This is a genomic window from Pseudomonas sp. GW458-11-26-14-LB4, assembly GCF_059423925.1.
The window spans coordinates 1-20483 of record NZ_JBWKYU010000002.1; the positions used below are offsets into that span (position 1 = coordinate 1).

A 20483-nucleotide genomic window follows, 5' to 3' on the forward strand; every position below is an offset into this window, starting at 1 on the left:
CTTCAGCGGCGGCGGTGGCAGTTTCGGCGGGGGCGGGTCCTCCGGCGGCTGGTGATAACAATAATGAGCAGGCACTTCACGACATGGCATTACTGACTGAACACGAACAACGCAAGGTCGCCGAGGCCATCGCCCGGGTCGAGCGCGACACCGACGCCGAACTGGTGACGGTGCTCGCGGCCCGCGCCGACGACTACGCGTACATCCCGCTGCTGTGGGCCAGTCTGCTGGCGCTGGTGGTGCCGGGGATCGTGCATTACCTGACGGGCTGGCTGACGATGCACAGCCTGTTGCTGGTGCAGTGGGTCAGTTTTGTCGTGCTGTGCCTGGTGTTTCGCCTGCCCAAGGTCACCACTCATCTGATCCCGCGCCACGTTCGGCACTGGCGCGCCTCGAACCTGGCGCGTCGGCAGTTTCTCGAACAGAACCTGCATCACACGGTGGGCAGCACCGGCATGCTGATTTTTGTCTGCGAGGCGGAGCGCTACGTGGAAATTCTGGTGGATGAAGGGATTTCCAAAAAGCTGGATAACAAGAGCTGGGACTCGATTGTCGCGGCGTTTACCGAGCAGGTACGGCAGGGGCAGACGTTGCAGGGCTTCGTCACTTGTATCGAGGCGTGCGGCGAGTTGCTCAAGGTGCATGTGCCAGTGACGCAGGTCAGGAATGAGTTGCCCAATCGCTTGGTGGTGTTGGGGTAGTTTCGGCAGTGTTGTAAGACTTGATATCGCAGCCCTCACCCCAGCCCTCCCGAAACGTCGGACCGCCCGGAGGGAGAGGGAGCCGATTGGGGGATATTGAGGAGATACACCGACTTGAACGATTGGCGTTGAATCCATAATCGACTCGATATTTCAGGTCGATGGATAGCGAAAGACATCTCGGTCGGCTCCCTCTCCCTCCGGGAGAGGGCTGGGGTGAGGGCCGCTTTTAAACGCCGTTCGGTAAATAAGAGCGTGTCCCCAACCCCCATCCCCCCTAAACTAGCGTCCATTCCCGATTTGCCCGTCCGAGGCCGCTTTTTCCCATGTCCGTTACCGCTCCTTCCGCATCTGCCAAACCGGCGCCCGATCACCACGCCCGGTTCATCGAGCTGCTGCAAACCAGCCTCGAACAGAACGGCTTCATCAAACTGGTGCTGGCCAAGTACGTCGGCGAAGAAGCGGATCTGCAGCGGATCATCATCAAGCCTGTGACGGTCAAGGCGCAGCCGTGCCTGTCGTTCGTTTATCGCTACAAGACCCGCGACATCACCAAGAACCTGCCGCTGGACGAAGCGGTGGCGACGATTGCCGGGCTGCTGCCGGCGGCGTTCAAAAATGCGCATTTGCTGGCGTTGACTGACGAAGCCCAGCTCGAATACAGCAAAAAGGGCAAGAGCTCGCTGTTCATGAGCAAACCCCAGCAATTGCGCGAAGTGCCGTCCGCCGAGCACAACCGCGAGAAAAACCGCTTCCTCGATCTGAACCGGCCGTTCCTCAAGGATCTGGGCGTGACCAACGCCCAGCACGAGCTGATTCCGGCGATGTCGCGCAAGTGGAAGCAGATCAACAAGTTCATCGAAGTCTTCAGCCACGCGCTGACCTCGTCGCCGCTGGCCCTGGACAAACCGGTGCGGGTGGCGGATTTCGGTTCGGGCAAGGGTTATCTGACGTTCGCCATCCATGACTATCTGCGCAACACGTTGAAGGCCGAGGGCGAAGTCACTGGCGTCGAGCTGCGCGAAGAAATGGTCAACCTGTGCAACACCGCCGCCGCGAAGCTGGAACACCCGGGGCTGGTGTTCAAATGCGGTGATGTGCGCAGCGTGGCGCCGAGCGAGCTGGACGTGATGATCGCCCTGCATGCCTGCGACATCGCCACCGACTACGCGATCCACACCGGCATCCGTTCCGGCGCCTCGATCATCATGTGCTCGCCGTGCTGCCACAAACAGATCCGCTTGCAGATCCAGAGCCCGGCGCTGCTCAAGCCGATGCTGCAATACGGCTTGCACCTGGGCCAGCAGGCGGAAATGGTTACCGACAGCTTGCGTGCGCTGTTCCTTGAAGCCTGCGGTTACGAGACCAAGGTGTTCGAGTTCATCTCGCTGGACCACACCAACAAGAACAAGATGATCCTCGCCGTGAAGCGCGCCGAGCCGGTGGACCCGACTCAGCTGCTGGTGAAGATTCAGGAATTGAAAGCGTTCTACCAGATCAGCGAGCACTGCCTCGAAACCCTGCTGCTCGCCGATGGCCTGCTGAAGCTCAAGGCTTGAGCTGAACCCCGGCCGGTAATGTGCCCGGTTGAGCCGGGCGCACCGCGGTCTTGCGCCCGAGCATCACCGTCGCGATCACGCCGCAGGCGAACAGCCAGGTGATCGGCTCCACGTGTTCGCCGAAGAACAGCGCGGAAAACGCGATGGTGAAGAAGATCTGCAGCAACTGGATCTGACTGACCCGGGCAATGCCACCCATGGCCAGCCCGGCGTACCAGGCGAAGAACCCCAGGAACTGCGAAAACAGCGCGACGTAGCCGAAGGCCCACCAGGTTTTCGCCGACACCGCGCCCTGATGCTGGAAAGCCAGATACAGCACCGGGCCGATCAGCAGCGGCGTCGACAGCACCAGCGCCCAGCAGATCACTTGCCAGCCGCCCATCTGGCGGGCAAGACGCCCGCCCTCGGCATAACCCAGACCGCCTACCGCGATCGCACCCAACATCAACAAATCCCCGGCCTGAATGCTGCCGGCGCCGGTGTACAACGCATAACCCAGCACCAGCGCACTGCCCAACGCGGCGCAGGCCCAGAAGGCTTTCGACGGGCGTTCATGGGACAGCCACGCGGCGTACAGCGCCACGCACAGCGGCTGCAAACCGTTGACCAGCGCGCCATGGGACGCCGGCAAGGTCTGCATGGCCCACGCCGACAGCACCGGGAAACCGAGAATCACCCCGGCAATCACCAGGCTCAGGCCTTTGACTTGCTTCCAGGTCGGCCACTTTTCCCGTCGCCACAACAACAGCGCCGCTGCCGGAATCGCCGCGAACAACGCGCGACCGAGGCCGTTGAGCAGCGGGTGCAGTTCCTGCACCACGATGCGGGTGAAGGGCAGGGTAAGGCTGAAAATCACCACGCCGAGCAGGCCGAGGGCCATGCCGGTGTTTTCGCGCGAAGACATGAGGGCAACCAGATTCGAGGGTGGCAGGGAGGTGTATTCATCTAGCCACAAACCACGGCAATCGGGCTGTTACAGCTGAGCGCAGAGTTATCCATACAGTTTGCGAACGCCATCGCGGTCCTTGGGCTACTGTGAATACTCCTGCGCATTCACCAGAGGAGTCCTGTCCATGGCCGCGAAAAAGATTCTGATGCTGGTCGGCGATTACGTCGAAGACTACGAAGTGATGGTGCCGTTCCAGGCCCTGCAAATGGTCGGGCACACCGTGCATGCCGTGTGCCCGGATAAAGCTGCCGGCAAGACCGTGCGCACCGCGATCCACGATTTCGAAGGCGACCAGACCTACAGCGAAAAGCCCGGTCACCAGTTCGCCCTGAACTTCGATTTCGCCAAGGTCGATGCCAAGGATTACGACGCACTGCTGGTGCCCGGTGGACGCGCTCCGGAATACCTGCGGCTGAACGAAAAAGTCCTCGAACTGGTGCGAGCTTTCGACAAGGCCGGCAAGCCAATTGCCGCTGTCTGTCACGGCGCGCAACTGCTGGCGGCAGCGGGGATTCTCGAAGGTCGCGAGTGCAGCGCCTATCCGGCCTGCGCCCCGGAAGTCCGGCTGGCCGGCGGCACCTACATCGACATCCCGGTCACGGACGGCCATGTCCAGGGCAACCTGGCCACCGCGCCCGCCTGGCCGGCGCACCCGAAATGGCTGGCCGGTTTCCTTGGTTTGCTTGGGACTAAAATCACCCTGTGACACCTCGAAAAGGAGAAAAACAGCATGTCCGGATGGTACGAAATCAGTAAAAGCAGCAACGGCCAGTACAGGTTCGTGCTGAAAGCGGCGAATGCAGAAACCATTCTGACCAGCGAGCTGTACACCACCCGCACGGCCGCCGAAAACGGCATTGCCTCGGTGCAGACCAACAGCCCGCTGGATGACCGCTACGAGAAAAAATCGACGAAGGACGGCCATCCTTACTTCAACCTCAAGGCGGCCAATCACCAGATCATCGGCAGCAGCGAATCCTATTCATCGGACGCGGCGTGTGCCAAAGGCATCGCCAGCGTCAAGACCAACGGGCCGTCCAAAGTGATCAAGGACAAGACACTGCCGGTGCTTTGAATCCAACACAAAACCCTGTGGGAGCAAGCTCGCTCCCACAGGGTTGGTATGTACCTTGAAATCAGCTCAGGCTTTTGAGAATGGCCTGCAACTGATTACGCCCGGCTTCGCTCAGCGGGAACACCGGCAAGCGTGGATCGCCGACTTCCAGGTCGGTCAGTCGCAGACCGGCCTTGATCGTCGCCGGCAAACCGCCCTTGAGGATGAAGTCCAGCAGCGGCAACTGGCGGTAGAACAGCTCCCGCGCCTTGCCGAGATCCCCTGCCAGTGTGGCTTCGTACAAATCCAGGTTGAGCTGCGGGATCAGGTTCGGTGCCGCCGTGCACCAGCCTTTGGCCCCAGCAGCGAAGGCTTCCAGCGCCAGCGGGTTGCAGCCGTTGTAGAACGGCACCCGGCCTTCGCCCAGCAGTTGCAGCTTGTGCATGCGCTGGATGTCGCCGGTGCTCTCCTTGACCATGGTCACGTTTTCCACGCCGTTGACGATACGCAGGATCAGCTCCACCGACATGTCGGTGCCGCTGGTGGCCGGGTTGTTGTAGAGCATGATCGGCACGCCGATGCTGTCGCCGATGGCGCGGTAGTGGGCGAGGATTTCCGCCTCGGTGAGTTTCCAGTAGGACGTCGGCAGCACCATCACCACGTCGGCGCCGTGGGCTTCGGCGAAGCGTGCGCGGCGCACCGCTTTGGCGGTGGTCAGGTCGGACACGCTGACCACGGTCGGCACGCGTTTGGCGACGTGCTTGATGCTGAATTCGGCGACCTGGTCCCACTCCGCATCGCTCAGGTAGGCGCCTTCGCCGGTGCTGCCCAGTGGCGCGATGGCGTGGACGCCGCCGGCGATCAGACGGTCGATGGAGCGGCCGAGGGCCGGCAGGTCAACGCCTTCGCCGTTGGCGCCGAACGGGGTGATGGTGTAGCCGATGATGCCGTGAATGTTGGACATGAGAGTGCTCCGCAAGGATGAGGTGTTCAGTTCAGGCAATCGGCGTGCTGACGCAGGTTCTGCCGGGCGTAGTAGTTGAAGGCCGCGGCGTGGCGTTTCGGTTTCGATACCCAGTCATGCGCCTCGCGACCCAGCTCGGGGATGATCGGCTTGATCGTCCCGGCGGCCATCGCCAGCAATTGCAGCTTGGCGGCGCGCTCGATCAGTTGCGCGATGACACAGGCTTCCTCGATGGTCGTCCCGGTGGACAGCTGCCCGTGGTGGGAAAGCAGGATCGCCCGTTTGTCGCCCAAGGCCCCGGCAATCAACTCGCCTTCTTCGTTGCCCACCGGCACACCCGGCCAGCCTTCAAGGAACGCGCAATCGTCGTACAGCGGGCACAGGTCCATGTGGGAAATCTGCAGCGGCACTTCCAGCATCGACAGCGCGGCAATGTGCGTCGGGTGAGTGTGGATGATGCAGTTCACGTCCGGCCGGGCGCGGTACACCCAGCTGTGGAAACGGTTGGCCGGGTTGGCCATGCCGTGGCCTTCGAGCACTTCCAGGTCTTCGTTGACCAGCAGCAGATTGCTCGCGGTGATTTCGTCGAAACCCAGGCCCAGTTGCTGAGTGTAGTAAGTGCCCGGCTGCGGGCCACGGGCGGTTATCTGCCCGGCGAGGCCCGAATCGTGGCCGTTCTCGAAGAGGATCCGGCAGGTCAGGGCCAGCTTTTGCCGGTCTGTCCACGTATTATCCGCCAGGCTTTTTTGCATCTGGGTCAGCGCTTGCTTGACCAGTTCGTCTTTGGGTAGTGCTAATGTCTTCGCCATATCCGTGTCCTGTGGTGGTTGCCATGGATGACACTTAAGAGGCTATATAACACTTTGTGTCATTGGCAAGGACAAATCGTCTTACCTTTGCTGGATTAATCGCTTCGCATGTCTATCCGTTTGAAATTATTGAGAAAAAAACTTGGCGTAACCCTTGAGGCGCTGGCCGAGAAATCCGGCATGACCAAGAGTTACCTGTCGAAGGTCGAGCGCGGGTTGAACACGCCGTCGATTGCCGCCGCGCTGAAACTGGCCAAGGCGCTGAACGTGAAAGTCGAGGAGCTGTTCTCCGAAGACAACGTCAGCCTCGACAGCTACAGCCTGGTGCGCAGCCACGAACGCCAGTCGCTGGCGGCCAACGACCACAGCCCAGGCTACGCGGTGCTGGCTCATCAGGTCAGCGAGCGCAGCCTGCTGCCGTTCATCATTTACCCGCCGAGCGAATTCACTGACAAAACCTTCAAGGAACACTTGGGCGAGGAGTTTCTGTTCGTCCACGAAGGTCGAGTCGAAGTGGACTTCGTGAACGAACGGGTGCTGCTGGAGCGGGGCGATGCGCTGCACTTCAATGCGCAGAAACCCCATCGCATCCGCTCAGTGGGCGAGGTGCAGGCGCAGTTGCTGGTGGTGGTGCACAGCAGCGAGGAGTGATCAGACCTCGACCGGCACCGACAGCTTCGGATTCCCTAGCGCATGGCTCTTGGAATCAAAGAACCGCAATTCGACACCCGTGCCCTCGAACAGCTTCGCGTAGTGGCGCTTCTGGTGCTGGATGAACGCCGCGCTGCGCGGGTAGATCGAGATCGCCACGGTCTTCGGTTTCGCCAGACGCAGGGCGCGCACGAGGTGGTTGTCCTGCTCGCTGAGGGCGTGGCCGAAGATGCAAAGGTTGTCGCCGTGACCGAGTAACTGGTCGTAGCAGAACGACAGGTAATCGGAACTGCGGATGGTCTTGAGCTTGTCGGCGCTCGGCCCTTCGTTGACGAACAGCGGCACGTCGTCGAGCGTCTTGATCGTGTTGTTGATCGCGAAACTGCCGAGCAGCGTGCCCTCGGTGGCGGTCAGTTTGCGCGCGGTGCCGTCCTGATTGCGCACCAGATGCAGACCGCCGTGCAGGTACAGCAGACGCGGTTTTTCAGTGTGGCTTTCGCACAAATCGAAACTCGCATCGGGGCCGTTGAACAGGTCGTCGATCACCTCGCCCTGATGTTGCAGGGCCCAGTAATTGAGCAGGTCGTAGTTGGTGGTGAACACCGTGCGATAGCTCGCCAGTTCACTGTTCAGGGTCGCCAAAGTCGAGGCTTCGATCAGCCGCCACGGGATGTGCACCGCGTGCACGGTGTTGATCAGCGCTTCCTTGATCGCGTAGTAGCGGTTGCGCGGCGCGGCCGAGCTGACGGCCAAAGCCTTGTTGACCCGGCTGGTGGTTTTCAGCGCGCCGAGCACCTGCTCGAAGCTGCGTGTCTGCATCGCGTCGAACACGCTCAGTTCCGACGGGCTCAGGGGCTTTTCTTCCACCGTGCGGGCGTTTTCGAACAGCGAGTCGTAGCCGAAATCGTCCCACACCGCGCGACTGGCGCCGTTGCCCAGCAGCAGACCGCTGAAGTCGGTGGTGGCGCGCAACGCGTTCCAGTCTTCGAGGGTGGCGTCGACATCCAGAAAATCGCTCATTGCAGGGCACGTCTCAAAACAAAGGGGCAGATGGACGGCGACTTTATCACGAGCGGGCATTGAGCCAGATCAACATCCGCCGTGACCGATCGGTCGATCCTTTGCGCACCCGCCGAATTGCAAGCGTCGATTCGGCCCCAGCCAGGAGACGCGCCATGAGCAGCACCTTTTTCATTCCCGCGGTAAACATCATGGGCAGCGGCTGCCTCGACGAAGCGATGAATGCGATCCGCAACTACGGTTTTCGCAAGGCGCTGATCGTCACCGACGCCGGTCTGGCCAGGGCTGGCGTGGCGACCATGATTGCCGAGAAACTGGCGATGCAGGACATCGATTCAGTGATCTTCGACGGCGCCAAACCGAACCCGAGCATCGCCAACGTCGAGGCCGGGCTGGCGCTGCTCAAGGACAGCCACTGTGATTTCGTGGTGTCCCTTGGCGGCGGCTCGCCACACGACTGCGCCAAGGGCATCGCGTTGTGCGCCACCAACGGCGGGCAGATCCGTGACTACGAAGGCGTCGATCAATCGACCAAGCCACAACTGCCGCTGATCGCCATCAACACCACCGCCGGCACGGCCAGCGAGATGACCCGGTTCTGCATCATCACCGACGAAACCCGCCACGTGAAAATGGCCATCGTCGACCGCAACGTCACGCCGCTGCTGTCGGTCAACGACCCGGCGCTGATGGTCGCCATGCCGAAAGGCCTGACCGCCGCCACCGGCATGGACGCACTGACCCATGCAATCGAAGCCTACGTTTCCACCGCCGCCAACCCGATCACCGACGCCTGCGCGCTGAAGGCCATGACCCTGATCAGCAACAACCTGCGTCTGGCCGTGCGCGACGGCAGCGACCTGGCCGCGCGGGAAAACATGGCGTACGCGCAGTTCCTCGCGGGCATGGCGTTCAACAATGCGTCCCTCGGTTACGTGCATGCGATGGCGCACCAGTTGGGCGGTTTCTACGATCTGCCTCACGGGGTGTGCAACGCGGTGTTGTTGCCGCATGTGCAGACGTTCAACGCGCTGGTCTGCGCCGACCGCCTCACTGACGTGGCCCACGCCATGGGCGCCGATATTCGCGGGTTCAGTCCGGAGGAGGGCGCAAAAGCCGCGATTGATGCGATCCGTTGTTTGGCTAGAGACGTGGAGATTCCCGGCGGCCTGCGTGATCTGGGCGCCAAGTGCACCGACATCCCGGTGCTCGCCGCCAACGCCCTGAAAGACGCCTGCGGCTTTACCAATCCGCGCGCCGCGGATCAGCGGCAGATCGAGGAGATTTTCCGCAGCGCGTTTTAAGCGGGCTGGCGATCGGGCGTGAACTTCGTGCAGAGCACCGCGCCCAATGCAAGAACGCAGCACAGCATCGACAGCGGCCATGCCTGCGGACTGGCGAGCAGGCTGGCCACCGCACCGATCAGTGCGGCCATCAATTGGTGGATGAAACCGCTCAGGGCCATCGCGTAAGCGCCGGCGATCGGCGCGCCATCGTTGGCCCGTGACAGGCTGATCGGATAGTTCAGCGACTGACCGAACACGGCGACGCAGTAAGGCAGCCAAAGCAGCCAGGCCATCGAGCTGGCCAACAGGCTGCCAGCCAGCATCACGCCAGTGCCGGCCATCACCAGCCCGACCCCCAGTGTCATCAACCGGTGCTGACCGGTACGCAGCACAAAGCGATTGACCGCCAGCGCCCCCAGAAAATATGCGGCGCTGATCGGCCAGCCCAGCAACCCATATTCAGTCGTCGACCAGTTGAACGGGCCTTGCAGAATCAACGGCGCAGCGCTGTTGAACGCGATGATCACCCCATAACCCAGACCGCCCGCGAGCGCCGGCAGAAGAAACGCCCGATGGATCAGGATCGTTCGGTAGACCGCCCAGGGCGAAGCGGTTGTGGGCGCTTCGACGAGTTTCGGAAAATTCAGGCGCGAGACAATCGCGGCCATCAACAGGCTGACCGCACCCAGCAGATAAAAGATCGCCTGCCAGCCCAGCGTCACCTGAATGAGCGAACCGGCGTATTGCCCGATCCCCAACGCGACAACGAACGAAATCGAAATCCACGACAACGCCTTTGCCAGCAGATCCCCCCGAAAGCTGTCACGAATCAGCACCCGCGCCATCACCGAAATGCCGCTGGCGCCAATCCCCTGAATCAGTCGCAGCAGCAGGAACGATTCCAGCGTCGCACCCAGTGGCAGCGCCAGATTCGCCAGACCATAAATCCCCAGCGCCGCCAGCAGCACCGGTTTGCGGCCGATGCGCTGGGCCAGACTGCCCCAGAGCAGCATCGGCAGCGCCATGCCGATCAGGTACAGCGACAAGCCCCAGGCCACCTGCCGAGCATCGACCTGCAAATGTCCGGCGATCTGCGGCAGCGCCGGCAGGTAAATGCTCATGCCCAACTGGGCGAGGAACACGGTGGAGCAGGTGATAAGCAGAATGAGGCCGGGGTTCATAAGTCGTCCGTGAAGGTTCAGCGGTGGCGATCGCTACCGTGAGTCATTAACAGGTCGGTGATCAAATCACAGAAGTGGTGGATCAGTGTCGATTCCATGTCGGCGCGCAGCGTAACGCGGATCGCGGCTTTGCCCTGGGCTACCACCGGGAAAAACACGGCGCTGGTGAAAAAACCGTGTTCGGCCAGTTCAATGGCGATTCGATTGGCCAGGGCGGCGTCGCCACAGTTGATCAAGCGGATGGCCATGGAGCTGCCGTGCTGTTCGGTGCTCAAGAGGCTGTCGAACCGGCGAATATTGGCCTGGAGCCGAACCTGCAAGGCCCTCAGTTCTGCACTGCGATGCAGCTCGATCGACGCGAGGCCCGCACCAATGGCCGCGCAATTGAGGCTTTGCGACCAGTTGCTCGGCCCGCCGTAACGCTGGATCAATGTCTTCTGCCGCTGATTGCCGAGCATCACCAGACCGCCGCTCGCCCCGAACGATTTGGCCAGCGAAGCGACGATCAGGCAGTCCTCTTCCAGTGCCGGCATTCTTGGCCGTACAAGGCCGGCACCGTTGCTGCCCACCGCCGACAATGCGTGGGAGTCGTCCAGATAAAGAAACAGGCCGTAACGTTCTTTCAGATACAGCAGGCCGTCCAGGTTGGCGACGCCGCCCATGCTGTAGGCACCGTCGGCGATATAGGCGACGGTTGTGTGGCGCTGGCACACCGATTCGAGAAAATCCATGTCGTTGTGAGGGCCGGTCAGTACCTGGGTTTCGTCGGCGCAACTGGCTTTCAGGTGATTCATCGAATAATGGGCCAAGCGGTCGAACACCATCACCGGCGGACGGTTGTGCGTGAACACGCCACTGGCCAGCAGCGGCAGGATCCCGGCGCTCGCGGCGCTGCAGGACAGACTGCTCAGACACACCGCGCCAAACAATTGCGACAGCTCGTTTTCGTACTGATCGAGCAGTGCCAGCTTGCAGCGGTTTTTCGAATTGGCAACGCGCAGTGTCCCGGTTTCACGCAGCGCCGCGATGGCGCCTTCAAGCAGGGCAGGGTGGTGGTCGAGACCCAGATAGGAGGTGGTGCAGAAATGATGAAGTTGGCGCCCGTGCTGATCAAGCAAGTGATTGCAGCCTTTGACCTCGACGTTGAGTGCGGCGATTTTTCCGGCTTCGGCGGCCTCCCAATCGTGGTCTGCCAAAGCGATGACTTTGCGGTAATTGGAGAAAGTGTTGGCGGATTCCGTCAGGTGATTCATAGGCAGCTCTCCTTGAGCAGGGCAATCCATGGGGTGTTGCAAATTGTGTGTGTTGCCAGACTTTACAGAGAGCTATGCAAGGTCAGAATCGGCTGCGTCCGATAGCATTGACGGCTGTTGGAGGTTTACTTGTAGGGCGAAGCCTTGCCGGGCTGTGAAGCGATGAAATGCCCGACAAGTCCGGTGCTAGAGAGCCTACGCTTGAACCCTTATCCAACGGCTGTGGCGCTCTTTTCCAGCGTCGGGGAGAACTGGATCAACGCCACCCCCGCGATCAACAACACCGCGCCGAACAGGCGCGGCAATGTCAGATGCTTTTCCACCAGCCCGAACAGGCCGAAGTGATCCAGCACGATTGACGTGATCATTTGCCCGGCCAAAGCCAGCGCCAGAAATCCCGAAGCCCCCAGCTTCGGCAGCAACACCACCGCCAATGCGACGAAGCACACCCCGAACGCGCCGCCGGTCCACATCCACAGCGGCAGCTTGCAGGCGAAGGCCAGCGACGGCAACGGCAGGCGCAGGGCGACAATCACCGGCAACAACACCAGCACGCTCACCACCAGCGAGGTGAACGTCGCCCACAGCGGATGCCCCAACCCCCGCGCCAGATTGATATTGATCGCACTTTGAAACGGCACCACCGCCCCGGCAAATACCGCCAATAGCAGCAAACCGACCCACTGCATCGTTCCCATGATCGTTCTCCGGCAAGGTTTTGCTGGACTCTAGGGTATTCGTCGCGCAGATTTAAATTCTGTTTTTGTATCCGGAACATGCACCTAATGAATGATCTGCGCCGTATCGATCTCAATCTGCTGGTGATCCTCGACGCCTTGCTCGGCGAGCAGCACGTGACCCGCGCTGCCGAGCGCCTGCACCTGAGCCAACCGGCAGTCAGCCATGCGTTGGCGCGTCTGCGCGACTTGCTGGGTGATCCGTTGTTGGTGCGTGCCGGTTCAGGGCTGGTGCCCACCGCGCGGGCGCTGGAGCTGGCGGCGCCGCTGGCCGAAACCCTGGCTCAGGTGCAATCGCTGCTGGCGCCGAACACCTTTGATCCTGCCAGCGCCCGTCGGACCTTTCGCCTCGCGATGTCGGACTACGGCGCGGCGCTCATCCTGCCCGGGCTGATTCGCACTCTGCGCGCGGAAGCGCCGGGCATCGACCTGCAAATCAGCCATGCCAGCCGCGAAGGCATGGTCGAAGGGCTGCTCAACGGCGACATCGACCTCGCCGCCGGCGTACTCCCCGAATTGCCGGGTGAACTGCGCAGCATGCCGCTGTTCAAGGAACGCTACGTGTGTTTGCTCGATCGCCACAGCCTGCCGGCCGACGGCCAGCTCGACCTGCCAACCTATCTCTCCCGTCCCCATGTCTTGCTGGAAATGCGCGGCAGCGGCACCCCGGAAATCGAACGCACCCTGACCGCCCTGCGCGAACGCCGTCGCGTCGCCATCAGCCTGCCGCACTGGAGCGTTGCGCCACGCTTCATCAGTGGCACGGATCTGATCCTGACCGTGGCTTCGCGGGCGTTGAATGAGGTGGCTGACGAATCGCTGATCGTCCTGCCGCCGCCGTTTGAAATTGCACCGTTCACGTTTGTCTCGGCGTGGCACAAGCGGCGTGGCGGGGATCAGGCGTTGAACTGGTTGAATCGGCGGATTGAGCAGGGGATAGTGCGCGGCTGAAAAACATCAAGGAGCGGGGCGTGACAGTGAAGTCTGGGGTTGTTGTGGGGCTGGCGCTTTGTGGGGCGCTGATGGCGGGGCAGGTGCTGGCTGATTGTGTGCCTGCGCCGGTGACGGGCGCGCGGGACTTTTCAGTGTGCAAGGCGTGGCCGGCCTTTCCAGGTTTGACGCTCAAGGCTGTCTCTAAATTTGAGCCGGATCCGGTATATGGCAAAACCGGTGATGTCGGCAGTTACGATCTTGCGCTCTCTGTTGTCTCGGTCGAGGATCCGGAGCCTCTGGCCACCTATCACAAGCCTTCTGCATTCCAGTCCGATGCGTTCGCGCTGGAAAATCTGGAGTTCGATACGGCGCGCTACAAATTGACGCCTGAAACTCGGGCCTTTGGTGTTCGGGTCGTCTTCAAAGGCTCCTCACGCGTCAATCCCATGGATGAGACTTCGCTGTCCCTTTACGTGAAAGAGGGCGACACATTACGGCCAGTGCTGGATCGGCTTGTGGTGTATGGCTACAACGGAGAGTGGGATGGAAATTGTGCGGGAGAACGCGCGAGCACCCTGCGCACGATCGAGATTGGAAAGACCAGTTCTCATGGTTACGCCGACCTGATCGTCAAATCAGTGACTACGGGTACTGTTGGCAAAGGTGATCCAGACACTTGTGATGAGAAAACCACAACCGGTAAACCTGTGCTGACAACCCTTCGCTACGACGGAAAATCATACGTTTTGCCTAAAGGTTTCAAAGCCATCGAGTGATACAGAGCCAACGCGACTTATTTCAAGGAAGAACAATGTTTACCCCAACCCGACTTCTTATCGCCCTCGGCTTTCTGGCCATCACCGCTCCAGCCCAGGCCCAGGTTTCCTGCGTCACCAAGGATTACAACGACCAGTCATTGGCACGCTGCAAGGCATGGCCGGCGTTCAAGGATCAGGCGATTGCCCTCAAATCCACCTACGTGCCAGATGCTGGTAGTGACGATGCCGGTGTGTTTGATCTGGTTCTGGCGATCATCGATACCAGCAACTGGAAGACGCTGGCGACGTATGCGAAACCCGGTGCCTACAATTCCGATGCCATTCGTTTCACTGATCTGCTGGTCGATACCGCTCGCTATCGCCTGGCCCCGGATGTCCGCGCGTTCGGGTTGCGGTCAAAGTTCTCGCACAATTCAAGTGCCATTCCCTATGAAAAAACCGATCTGACACTCTATGTGCGCGAGGGTAATAAGCTGCGCCCGGTACTTGATGGCCTGGTGGTCTACAAGAACAACGGTGAGTGGCTGGAAAACTGTGTGGGTGAAGGTCAGCAAATTCGCCGAACCGTGGAAATCGGCCCGACCAGCCACAATGGCTATTCCGACCTGATCATCACCTCTAGCGGCACGGCGATGAAAACCGTCAAGGCCGGCAAGGAATGCGTTTCCCAGGATTCCCCACTGAAGAAAACCCAAATCACCCTGACCTACGACGGCAAGCAATACCTCATCCCCGAAGACCTCAGAGGTTACTGACCGATGCTCACCGGCCTCAACCACCTGACCCTCGCCGTCACCGATCTGGATCGCAGCCTCGGGTTCTACCGCGACGTGCTGAAGCTGCGAGTCGAGGCCACGTGGGACGCCGGTGCCTATCTGTCGCTCCCGGGCCTCTGGTTGTGCCTGTCCCTCGACCCGAAGCGCCATCCCGAGCCCGCCGCCGACTACACCCACTACGCCTTCAGCCTCGGAGCGGCGGATTTCCCGCGGTTCGTGCAACAGCTGCGCGCCGCCAACGTGGAGGAATGGCGCGACAACCGCAGCGAAGGCGCGTCGTTCTACTTCCTCGACCCGGACGGGCACAAACTCGAAGCCCACGTCGGTGATCTGGCCTCGCGACTGGCCGCGTGTCGGCAAAAGCCCTACGCGGGGATGCGTTTTTTCAACGAGTCGTGAATATTCACAAACCGCTGGGATAGACTGGCGGCCACGTTTTCCGGGACTTGCAGGTTTTCCATGACTCCATCATTGCTAATGGCCGTGCTGGCCTCGGGTTTCATTTACGGCATCACGCCGGGGCCGGGCGTACTGGCGGTGTTCGGCATCGGCGCCGCACGTGGGCGGCGGGCCGGGGCGGGTTTTCTGTGCGGGCATCTGCTGGGCGATGTGATCTGGTGCAGCACCGCGCTGATCGCGATTGTCGGCGCCCGGGAAATCGGCAGCACCGCGTTCGATGTGCTCGGTGTACTCAGCGGGCTGTACCTGTTCTGGCTCGGCTGGCGTGCGGTGCGGGCCAAGCGCAGCAACGGCGATCAGCCGCAGGGCGCGGCGCGTCAGCCGTTCTGGCACGGCATCCTGTTCGGCCTGACCAACCCCAAGGCTTACCCGGTGGCGGTGGCGACCTTCACTGCGCTGCTGTCGAGCCGCGCCGAACTGCTCAACTGGTCGATGCTGCCAATGCTGATCGCCTTGAGTTTCCTCGGCGGATTGCTCGCCTACGCTATCCTCATTGGCATCGTGGGGGCGCGGCAGGTGCGTACTTTGTACCAGCGCCATGAACTGGCGATCACCCGATTGTGCGGGATCATGTTCATCGGTTTTGCCATCAACGCGCTGGTGCATGCGCTGCCGGGGTTGATGCCGAACAAGGCTTGAAAACAGTCGCTGGGATGCGAGTTCGAGGTCACGGATGGTTGAACAGTGCTGCATTGCCCGGACACCCACGCTGAACCATGGAAAGCCGAAATTCCGCGCCGTTGGCGAGTTACATCGATCTGCTGCTGGATGCCGTTTGCGCGGTCGACAAGCAAGGCCGCTTCGTTTTTGTCAGTGCGGCCTGCGAGCGGATTCTCGGCTACACGCCTGACGAACTGATCGGCCAGTCGATGATCGACTACGTCTACCCGGCCGACCGTGAGCGCACCCTGGCCGCCGCGAGCGACATCATGGGCGGCGAGCCCAAGCACAATTTCGAAAACCGCTACGTGCGCAAGGACGGCAGCGTCGTGCACATCCTCTGGTCGGCGCGCTGGTCGGAAGTCGATCAACTGCGCATAGCCGTGGCCCGGGACATCACCGAACGCAAACTCGCCGAATCCCGTCAGGCGGCGTTGTACGCGATCTCCGAAGCGGCCCATGCGGCGGAGGATCTGCTGGCGCTGTTCAAGCGCATCCATATGATTATTGGCGAATGGCTGCCGGCGCTGAATTTCTCCGTGGCGCTGTACGACGAACACTGCGCGCAGCTGAATTTTCCCTATCATGTCGACGATGACGAGTTGCAACCGGAGCAACCCGGCACCGTCACCGGGCGCCTGTGTGCGGAAGTGATCCGCAGCCGCCAGCCAATCCTCCTGACCCCGGATTGCCCTCACGCGCCGCCGGAGTTCGCCGCGCTGGTGGCCGGCCAGCAGTCGCCGTGCTGGCTGGGCGTGCCGCTGAGTTCGAAAGACCGCACCATCGGCGCGCTGATCGTCAAAAGCCTGGCCGGTGGCGAGCGCTACACCGAACGCGACAAGGAACTGCTGCAATACGTCTGCGCCCAGGTCGCCACCGCCATTGAACGCCAGCAACTGCACGCCCGCCTGCGGCGCATGGCGCAATACGATCAACTGACCCAGTTGCCCAACCGCGAACTGCTGCGGGATCGGCTAAAGGCTGCGCTGAACCATGCGCGGGAACGGGCCGGGCACATGGCGCTGCTATACGTCGATCTGGATCGTTTCAAACAGGTCAACGACACCTTTGGCCATGGGGTCGGCGACATGCTGTTGCAGGCGGTGGCCAACCGGCTCAAGGGCTGCGTGCGCGAGACCGACACCGTGGCGCGGATCGGCGGCGACGAGTTCGTGGTGCTGTTGCACAGCGTCCACGCCGCCGACGATGCCGACAGTGTCGCGGAAAAAATCCGACAGGTACTGGTGCAACCCATGCGCCTGGACGGGCACAACCTGCACATCGAACCGAGTATCGGCGTGGCCCGTTATCCCGAGCATGGTGATGAGGAACAGCAACTGTTTCGTCACGCCGATCAAGTGATGTACGCCGCCAAACGGCAGAATCATAAAAGGCTGGACAGCTGATCGGCGGGTCACCGTTCGTCGCGGCGACGGCAACTTTTCTAAACCTTTGTCAGTCAGGAAATTCTCAATCTAGGCGGGCACCTGCTCGCTTACGATCAATGCCAAGAGGTAGAGAATCATGCCTAACTCAAGAAACTCGAACTCGGGAAACTTCGCCAACGATCGAACGAAGGCGTCTGAAGCCGGTCGCAAAGGTGGGAAAACCACCACCACGACTGTCGACAAAGAGCCAAAAACCGACATGGGCCGCAAGCCTGCTCAGAAATCGAAGTAGTCGGCGAAGGTTGTTTTGATTGAGAGGCGGGGGCGCAAGCTCCCGCTTGAATCTGCACAGAAGGAGGGCGCGACCATGAGCCGGATGGCCACCCGAGTACGCCACATCAGTTTTGTCAGCCTGCTGGGGTTGTTCGCCAGCAGCGCTTTTGCCCAGTCGCCCGCCGACTTCATCAACGAGGCCTCGGCCAAAGGCATGGCCGACATCGAGGCCAGTCGTCTGGCGCACAGCAAGGCTGAATCCAAAGAGGTCAAGGATTACACCATCGTCGTCATCAACGACCGCACCACCGCCAACCAGCACCTGGCGAAAATCGCCAAGAAACTGGATCTCCCGGTGGCGCCACGCGAAGAAGTCGCCGACAAGGCCAAGGCGTTGATGCCGGAAGTCAAAGAAGGCGCCAGCTTCGATCAGGCCTACGCCGCCAGCCAGGTCAAAGCCACGGAAGAAGCCATCGAACAGATCCAGCAGGAAGCCCAGACCACCGACGTGCCGGAGATCAAGGCGTTTGCCGACGAGACCCTTCCGAAACTGCAGAGTCATCTGGAAATGGCCAAGGCCCTGGCCAGTCGCTAAATCCGCAGCAATAAAAAAACGGCGCTCATGGCGCCGTTTTTGCGTTCTTCAACAGTCGTTCAGATCCTGTTTCGGCTTGCTCTTGTCCCCAAGGCCTTCCAGGTCGAACACCTCGTTCTCGCCCATCGCCCGGTAATGCCGGCGCAGCGCTTCCAGCTGCTTGAGATCCAGCGACTCCAGCCCGAGCATCGCGTTCTGCGCCTCCTTGTTCACCCGCAGCAACTCATCGAGTTTCAGATGAATGATGTCGGTGTCGCGGTTCTGGGTGTTCTGAATCAGGAACACCATCAGGAACGTGATGATCGTGGTCGAGGTGTTGATGATCAGTTGCCAAGTGTCGTTGTAATCGAAAATCGGCCCGCTCAACCCCCAGAGCCCGATCAGAATCAAAGCCCCCATGAACGTCTTGGGGCTGCCGGCCCAGAGCGCCAGCGTTTGCGAAATCTTTGCGAATTTCATGGCCGTGTTCCTTGTTGGGGGGAGCTTGAAATTCAGACATCGGGGGTGGGCGGAAAATTCTACTTACAGTTTTCTGAGTCCCTGTGGGCACGGCCGAAAACAGCGTTCCCGGCGATATCGGACCTACGTAGGGGAGGGCAGATAAACACGATCGCTGTATCGTGACGGCAGCCGCTTTTCCACGTTTCGCCAGAACGTCCACGACAGGAGAACGCAATGACCTGGTCCGCCAAGCAATACGTCACTTTCGAAGATGAACGCACCCGCCCGGCCCGCGACCTGCTGGCGGCGATTCCCACGCCCGAGGCGCGTTCCGTGGTCGATATCGGATGTGGCCCCGGCAACTCGACCGAGTTGTTGGTGGAGCGTTTTCCGGGGGCGAAGGTTCAGGGGCTCGACAGTTCGCCGGACATGATCGATGCCGCGCGCAAGCGTCTGCCGCAGTTGCAGTTCGAGGTGGCGGACATCGATAAATGGGCCGATGAAGGGCCGTTCGATGTGATCTTCGCCAACGCGGTTTTGCAGTGGGTGCCGGAACACGCGACGTTGCTGCCGGCGCTGGCGGGCAAGTTGGCGCAGGGCGGCAGCTTGGCGATTCAGATGCCGGACAACCTCAACGAGCCGTCCCACCGGTTGATGCGTGAAGTGGCGGCCAACGGGCCGTGGGCCAGCAAACTGGCGGGCGCGGCGGGGCAGCGGACCGAGATGGCGGATGCCGGTGCCTATTTCTCGATGCTGCGGCCGCATTGCGCGCGGGTCGATGTGTGGCGCACCACCTATCACCATCAGTTGGCGGGCGGGGCTTCAGGCGTTGTCGAGTGGTTCAAGGGCAGCGGTCTGATTCCGTTTCTCAGTCCGCTGACGGAAGCGGAGCGGGCGGAGTATCTGGCGCACTATCTGGCGGAGGTCGCGAAGGCGTATCCGGCGCTGGCGGATGGTTCGGTGCTGTTGCCGTTTCCACGGTTGTTCATTGTCGCCACACGTTGATACGAAATAGGGCCGATTTGATCGGCCCTTTCTTTACGGTCAGCGCTGTACAGCGACCAGCATCATCATCGGCCGCTCGCGTTCTTCGGCGAGGGCCGGTTGCGCGGCCACGTCTGCATCGCTCGGGCCCCATTCGTTGACGTGTTGAATCGTGAACCCGGCGTCGATCAGCGCGTTAAGCAGCGTGCCGACCGTACGATGCTGCTTGATCACACCGTCGGCCAGCCAGTTCGTAACTCGCTCGCCCTCCATTTGATAACTGTCCAGCGGCCAGCGCTTGTTGCCCTCGCTGTCGATCAGCCAGCCCGGATTGCGCGGTGCCATGAAGATCGGGTGCTCGATGGAAAACACAAAATGCGCGCCGGGTTTAAGTGCCGAATGCAGGTTGGCGAACAGCCCCGAGAGATCCTTGATGTAGTGCAGGGCCAGTGAGCTGTAGGCCAGATCGTAAGTGCACGCAGGCAAATCGAGGTGTTCCAGGTCGGCACGTTCGTAGCGGATGTTCGCGGCCGAAGTAGTTTCCTTCGCCCGTTCGAGCATTTTCTCCGAGACATCCAGCCCCAGCACTTGGGCAGCGCCCTGTTCGCTGGCCCAGCGGCAGAACCAGCCGTAGCCGCAGCCCAGATCCACCACCTGCAAACCGTGCAGGGAGGGCAACAAGGCTTTCAGCGCGGGCCATTCCGGCGCGGCGTCGAGGCCGCCGATGGAGCGGTTCATCTGGCTGTAGCCCTGGAAAAACTCGGGGTCGTCGTAGATGTTCTGGGTCATGGATTTGCTGCTCTTTTGAATTTGATTTGGGTGGCTCGGAGGCCACGGATTTGAATCCCTCGAAACGTGAAGGCGCGTATTCGTCGATGGCCGCGCAGTGGGAGGGTGGTGGGCGATGGGGAAATGCTAGCGGGTCGTGGCGAGTGTGAGAACCGGGGGAGTGTTGGGGATCTGTAAACGCGGTTTTTCGATTCGGGATGTTTAAAGAGTGGGTTCCGTTTACTGATCCTTCCCACAAGGTT

The 20483-nt window shown here is 61.1% G+C and carries 24 protein-coding genes; 15 read left to right on the forward strand and 9 right to left on the reverse strand.

Features of this window, described 5'->3' with window-relative positions; genetic code table 11:
• Nucleotides 1-83: 83 nt before the first annotated feature.
• Both AC07XZ_RS02655 and AC07XZ_RS02660 read left to right on the forward strand, forming a co-directional pair.
• Entirely contained in the window at nt 84-701 is a 618-nt protein-coding gene (locus AC07XZ_RS02655; RefSeq protein WP_085605448.1) for a TPM domain-containing protein, read from the forward strand.
• A 326-nt stretch (nt 702-1027) separates the two neighbouring features.
• Complete coding sequence (locus tag AC07XZ_RS02660) at nt 1028-2260, forward strand: class I SAM-dependent methyltransferase (RefSeq protein ID WP_102685893.1); 1233 nt, start codon at nt 1028-1030, stop codon at nt 2258-2260.
• On the opposite strand, the gene AC07XZ_RS02665 is transcribed toward AC07XZ_RS02660, so the two are convergent.
• A complete protein-coding gene (locus AC07XZ_RS02665; RefSeq protein ID WP_085747260.1) occupies nt 2250-3164 on the reverse strand; it encodes a DMT family transporter in 915 nt (304 codons plus the stop codon). The two genes, AC07XZ_RS02660 and AC07XZ_RS02665, sit on opposite strands and share 11 nt — an antisense overlap.
• Before the next feature lie 169 nt (nt 3165-3333).
• Between AC07XZ_RS02665 and AC07XZ_RS02670 the strand changes: the two genes are divergently transcribed.
• Together AC07XZ_RS02670 and AC07XZ_RS02675 are read left to right on the forward strand one after the other, a co-directional pair.
• The gene (locus tag AC07XZ_RS02670; protein ID WP_007957909.1) at nt 3334-3915 is read left to right on the forward strand and encodes a DJ-1/PfpI family protein; all 582 of its coding nucleotides are present in this window, start codon (nt 3334-3336) and stop codon (nt 3913-3915) included.
• Between the two features lie 24 nt (nt 3916-3939).
• Nucleotides 3940-4284: a YegP family protein gene (locus tag AC07XZ_RS02675; RefSeq protein WP_102685894.1), complete on the forward strand. Its 345-nt coding sequence runs from the start codon at nt 3940-3942 to the stop codon at nt 4282-4284.
• 61 nt (nt 4285-4345) lie between these two features.
• On the opposite strand, the gene AC07XZ_RS02680 is transcribed toward AC07XZ_RS02675, so the two are convergent.
• Together AC07XZ_RS02680 and AC07XZ_RS02685 are read right to left on the reverse strand one after the other, a co-directional pair.
• A complete protein-coding gene (locus AC07XZ_RS02680; RefSeq protein ID WP_102685895.1) occupies nt 4346-5227 on the reverse strand; it encodes a dihydrodipicolinate synthase family protein in 882 nt (293 codons plus the stop codon).
• A 26-nt stretch (nt 5228-5253) separates the two neighbouring features.
• Entirely contained in the window at nt 5254-6036 is a 783-nt protein-coding gene (locus AC07XZ_RS02685) for an aldolase (protein ID WP_007957912.1), read from the reverse strand.
• A 108-nt stretch (nt 6037-6144) separates the two neighbouring features.
• On the opposite strand from AC07XZ_RS02685, the gene AC07XZ_RS02690 reads away from it, so the two are divergent.
• Entirely contained in the window at nt 6145-6687 is a 543-nt protein-coding gene (locus tag AC07XZ_RS02690; protein WP_085747256.1) for a helix-turn-helix domain-containing protein, read from the forward strand.
• Here the strand turns inward: AC07XZ_RS02690 and AC07XZ_RS02695 are convergent, their stop codons facing one another.
• The gene (locus tag AC07XZ_RS02695) at nt 6688-7707 is read right to left on the reverse strand and encodes a DUF4917 family protein (protein ID WP_102685896.1); all 1020 of its coding nucleotides are present in this window, start codon (nt 7705-7707) and stop codon (nt 6688-6690) included.
• 155 nt (nt 7708-7862) lie between these two features.
• Here AC07XZ_RS02695 and yiaY point away from each other — a divergent pair, with 155 nt between their 5' ends.
• The gene (gene yiaY, locus AC07XZ_RS02700; protein ID WP_102685897.1) at nt 7863-9011 is read left to right on the forward strand and encodes an L-threonine dehydrogenase; all 1149 of its coding nucleotides are present in this window, start codon (nt 7863-7865) and stop codon (nt 9009-9011) included.
• Here yiaY and AC07XZ_RS02705 read toward each other — a convergent pair.
• From AC07XZ_RS02705 to AC07XZ_RS02715, 3 genes are all read right to left on the reverse strand, one after another.
• Nucleotides 9008-10174, reverse strand: coding sequence for an MFS transporter (locus AC07XZ_RS02705; protein WP_102685898.1), 1167 nt, complete (start codon nt 10172-10174; stop codon nt 9008-9010). The two genes, yiaY and AC07XZ_RS02705, sit on opposite strands and share 4 nt — an antisense overlap.
• A gap of 17 nt (nt 10175-10191) precedes the next feature.
• The gene (locus AC07XZ_RS02710) at nt 10192-11427 is read right to left on the reverse strand and encodes an aminotransferase class I/II-fold pyridoxal phosphate-dependent enzyme (protein WP_102685899.1); all 1236 of its coding nucleotides are present in this window, start codon (nt 11425-11427) and stop codon (nt 10192-10194) included.
• Nucleotides 11428-11636: 209 nt separating this feature from the next.
• Complete coding sequence (locus AC07XZ_RS02715) at nt 11637-12125, reverse strand: DMT family transporter (RefSeq protein WP_102685900.1); 489 nt, start codon at nt 12123-12125, stop codon at nt 11637-11639.
• Between the two features lie 78 nt (nt 12126-12203).
• Between AC07XZ_RS02715 and AC07XZ_RS02720 the strand changes: the two genes are divergently transcribed.
• The 8 genes from AC07XZ_RS02720 (at nt 12204) to AC07XZ_RS02755 (ending at nt 18027) form a co-directional block, all read left to right on the forward strand.
• A complete protein-coding gene (locus AC07XZ_RS02720; RefSeq protein WP_173892717.1) occupies nt 12204-13115 on the forward strand; it encodes a LysR family transcriptional regulator in 912 nt (303 codons plus the stop codon).
• A 20-nt stretch (nt 13116-13135) separates the two neighbouring features.
• Nucleotides 13136-13873: a PA3715 family protein gene (locus tag AC07XZ_RS02725; RefSeq protein ID WP_102685902.1), complete on the forward strand. Its 738-nt coding sequence runs from the start codon at nt 13136-13138 to the stop codon at nt 13871-13873.
• A 35-nt stretch (nt 13874-13908) separates the two neighbouring features.
• The gene (locus AC07XZ_RS02730; protein ID WP_102685903.1) at nt 13909-14631 is read left to right on the forward strand and encodes a PA3715 family protein; all 723 of its coding nucleotides are present in this window, start codon (nt 13909-13911) and stop codon (nt 14629-14631) included.
• Nucleotides 14632-14634: 3 nt separating this feature from the next.
• A complete protein-coding gene (gene fos / locus AC07XZ_RS02735) occupies nt 14635-15051 on the forward strand; it encodes a fosfomycin resistance glutathione transferase (protein WP_102685904.1) in 417 nt (138 codons plus the stop codon).
• Between the two features lie 60 nt (nt 15052-15111).
• Nucleotides 15112-15750 (forward strand): LysE family translocator, encoded by a 639-nt coding sequence (locus tag AC07XZ_RS02740; protein ID WP_039772730.1) that lies wholly within the window; start codon nt 15112-15114, stop codon nt 15748-15750.
• A gap of 77 nt (nt 15751-15827) precedes the next feature.
• Nucleotides 15828-17177 (forward strand): sensor domain-containing protein, encoded by a 1350-nt coding sequence (locus AC07XZ_RS02745; RefSeq protein WP_102685905.1) that lies wholly within the window; start codon nt 15828-15830, stop codon nt 17175-17177.
• A gap of 118 nt (nt 17178-17295) precedes the next feature.
• Nucleotides 17296-17451, forward strand: coding sequence for a KGG domain-containing protein (locus AC07XZ_RS02750; protein ID WP_077045875.1), 156 nt, complete (start codon nt 17296-17298; stop codon nt 17449-17451).
• Nucleotides 17452-17526: 75 nt separating this feature from the next.
• Entirely contained in the window at nt 17527-18027 is a 501-nt protein-coding gene (locus AC07XZ_RS02755; RefSeq protein ID WP_102685906.1) for a DUF4142 domain-containing protein, read from the forward strand.
• A 48-nt stretch (nt 18028-18075) separates the two neighbouring features.
• On the opposite strand, the gene AC07XZ_RS02760 is transcribed toward AC07XZ_RS02755, so the two are convergent.
• Nucleotides 18076-18486: a low affinity iron permease family protein gene (locus AC07XZ_RS02760; RefSeq protein ID WP_102685907.1), complete on the reverse strand. Its 411-nt coding sequence runs from the start codon at nt 18484-18486 to the stop codon at nt 18076-18078.
• 216 nt (nt 18487-18702) lie between these two features.
• Here AC07XZ_RS02760 and tam point away from each other — a divergent pair, with 216 nt between their 5' ends.
• A complete protein-coding gene (gene tam, locus AC07XZ_RS02765) occupies nt 18703-19473 on the forward strand; it encodes a trans-aconitate 2-methyltransferase (protein ID WP_102685908.1) in 771 nt (256 codons plus the stop codon).
• Nucleotides 19474-19512: 39 nt separating this feature from the next.
• Here the strand turns inward: tam and AC07XZ_RS02770 are convergent, their stop codons facing one another.
• The gene (locus AC07XZ_RS02770) at nt 19513-20241 is read right to left on the reverse strand and encodes a class I SAM-dependent methyltransferase (protein ID WP_102685909.1); all 729 of its coding nucleotides are present in this window, start codon (nt 20239-20241) and stop codon (nt 19513-19515) included.
• Between the last annotated feature and the right edge of the window lie 242 nt (nt 20242-20483).

Excerpts from the sequence above, each read along its gene's own strand:
- AC07XZ_RS02740 (WP_039772730.1), top strand. The coding sequence starts at position 15,112 with ATGACTCCATCATTGCTAATGGCCGTGCTGGCCTCGGGTTTCATTTAC.
- AC07XZ_RS02680 (WP_102685895.1), bottom strand. The coding sequence starts at position 5,227 with ATGTCCAACATTCACGGCATCATCGGCTACACCATCACCCCGTTCGGC.
- AC07XZ_RS02715 (WP_102685900.1), bottom strand. The coding sequence starts at position 12,125 with ATGGGAACGATGCAGTGGGTCGGTTTGCTGCTATTGGCGGTATTTGCC.
- AC07XZ_RS02770 (WP_102685909.1), bottom strand. The coding sequence starts at position 20,241 with ATGACCCAGAACATCTACGACGACCCCGAGTTTTTCCAGGGCTACAGC.
- AC07XZ_RS02745 (WP_102685905.1), top strand. The coding sequence starts at position 15,828 with ATGGAAAGCCGAAATTCCGCGCCGTTGGCGAGTTACATCGATCTGCTG.
- AC07XZ_RS02750 (WP_077045875.1), top strand. The coding sequence starts at position 17,296 with ATGCCTAACTCAAGAAACTCGAACTCGGGAAACTTCGCCAACGATCGA.
- AC07XZ_RS02695 (WP_102685896.1), bottom strand. The coding sequence starts at position 7,707 with ATGAGCGATTTTCTGGATGTCGACGCCACCCTCGAAGACTGGAACGCG.
- AC07XZ_RS02660 (WP_102685893.1), top strand. The coding sequence starts at position 1,028 with ATGTCCGTTACCGCTCCTTCCGCATCTGCCAAACCGGCGCCCGATCAC.
- tam (WP_102685908.1), top strand. The coding sequence starts at position 18,703 with ATGACCTGGTCCGCCAAGCAATACGTCACTTTCGAAGATGAACGCACC.
- AC07XZ_RS02655 (WP_085605448.1), top strand. The coding sequence starts at position 84 with ATGGCATTACTGACTGAACACGAACAACGCAAGGTCGCCGAGGCCATC.
- AC07XZ_RS02730 (WP_102685903.1), top strand. The coding sequence starts at position 13,909 with ATGTTTACCCCAACCCGACTTCTTATCGCCCTCGGCTTTCTGGCCATC.
- AC07XZ_RS02720 (WP_173892717.1), top strand. The coding sequence starts at position 12,204 with ATGCACCTAATGAATGATCTGCGCCGTATCGATCTCAATCTGCTGGTG.
- AC07XZ_RS02710 (WP_102685899.1), bottom strand. The coding sequence starts at position 11,427 with ATGAATCACCTGACGGAATCCGCCAACACTTTCTCCAATTACCGCAAA.
- AC07XZ_RS02675 (WP_102685894.1), top strand. The coding sequence starts at position 3,940 with ATGTCCGGATGGTACGAAATCAGTAAAAGCAGCAACGGCCAGTACAGG.
- AC07XZ_RS02755 (WP_102685906.1), top strand. The coding sequence starts at position 17,527 with ATGAGCCGGATGGCCACCCGAGTACGCCACATCAGTTTTGTCAGCCTG.
- AC07XZ_RS02760 (WP_102685907.1), bottom strand. The coding sequence starts at position 18,486 with ATGAAATTCGCAAAGATTTCGCAAACGCTGGCGCTCTGGGCCGGCAGC.
- AC07XZ_RS02705 (WP_102685898.1), bottom strand. The coding sequence starts at position 10,174 with ATGAACCCCGGCCTCATTCTGCTTATCACCTGCTCCACCGTGTTCCTC.
- AC07XZ_RS02665 (WP_085747260.1), bottom strand. The coding sequence starts at position 3,164 with ATGTCTTCGCGCGAAAACACCGGCATGGCCCTCGGCCTGCTCGGCGTG.
- AC07XZ_RS02670 (WP_007957909.1), top strand. The coding sequence starts at position 3,334 with ATGGCCGCGAAAAAGATTCTGATGCTGGTCGGCGATTACGTCGAAGAC.
- AC07XZ_RS02690 (WP_085747256.1), top strand. The coding sequence starts at position 6,145 with ATGTCTATCCGTTTGAAATTATTGAGAAAAAAACTTGGCGTAACCCTT.
- fos (WP_102685904.1), top strand. The coding sequence starts at position 14,635 with ATGCTCACCGGCCTCAACCACCTGACCCTCGCCGTCACCGATCTGGAT.
- yiaY (WP_102685897.1), top strand. The coding sequence starts at position 7,863 with ATGAGCAGCACCTTTTTCATTCCCGCGGTAAACATCATGGGCAGCGGC.
- AC07XZ_RS02685 (WP_007957912.1), bottom strand. The coding sequence starts at position 6,036 with ATGGCGAAGACATTAGCACTACCCAAAGACGAACTGGTCAAGCAAGCG.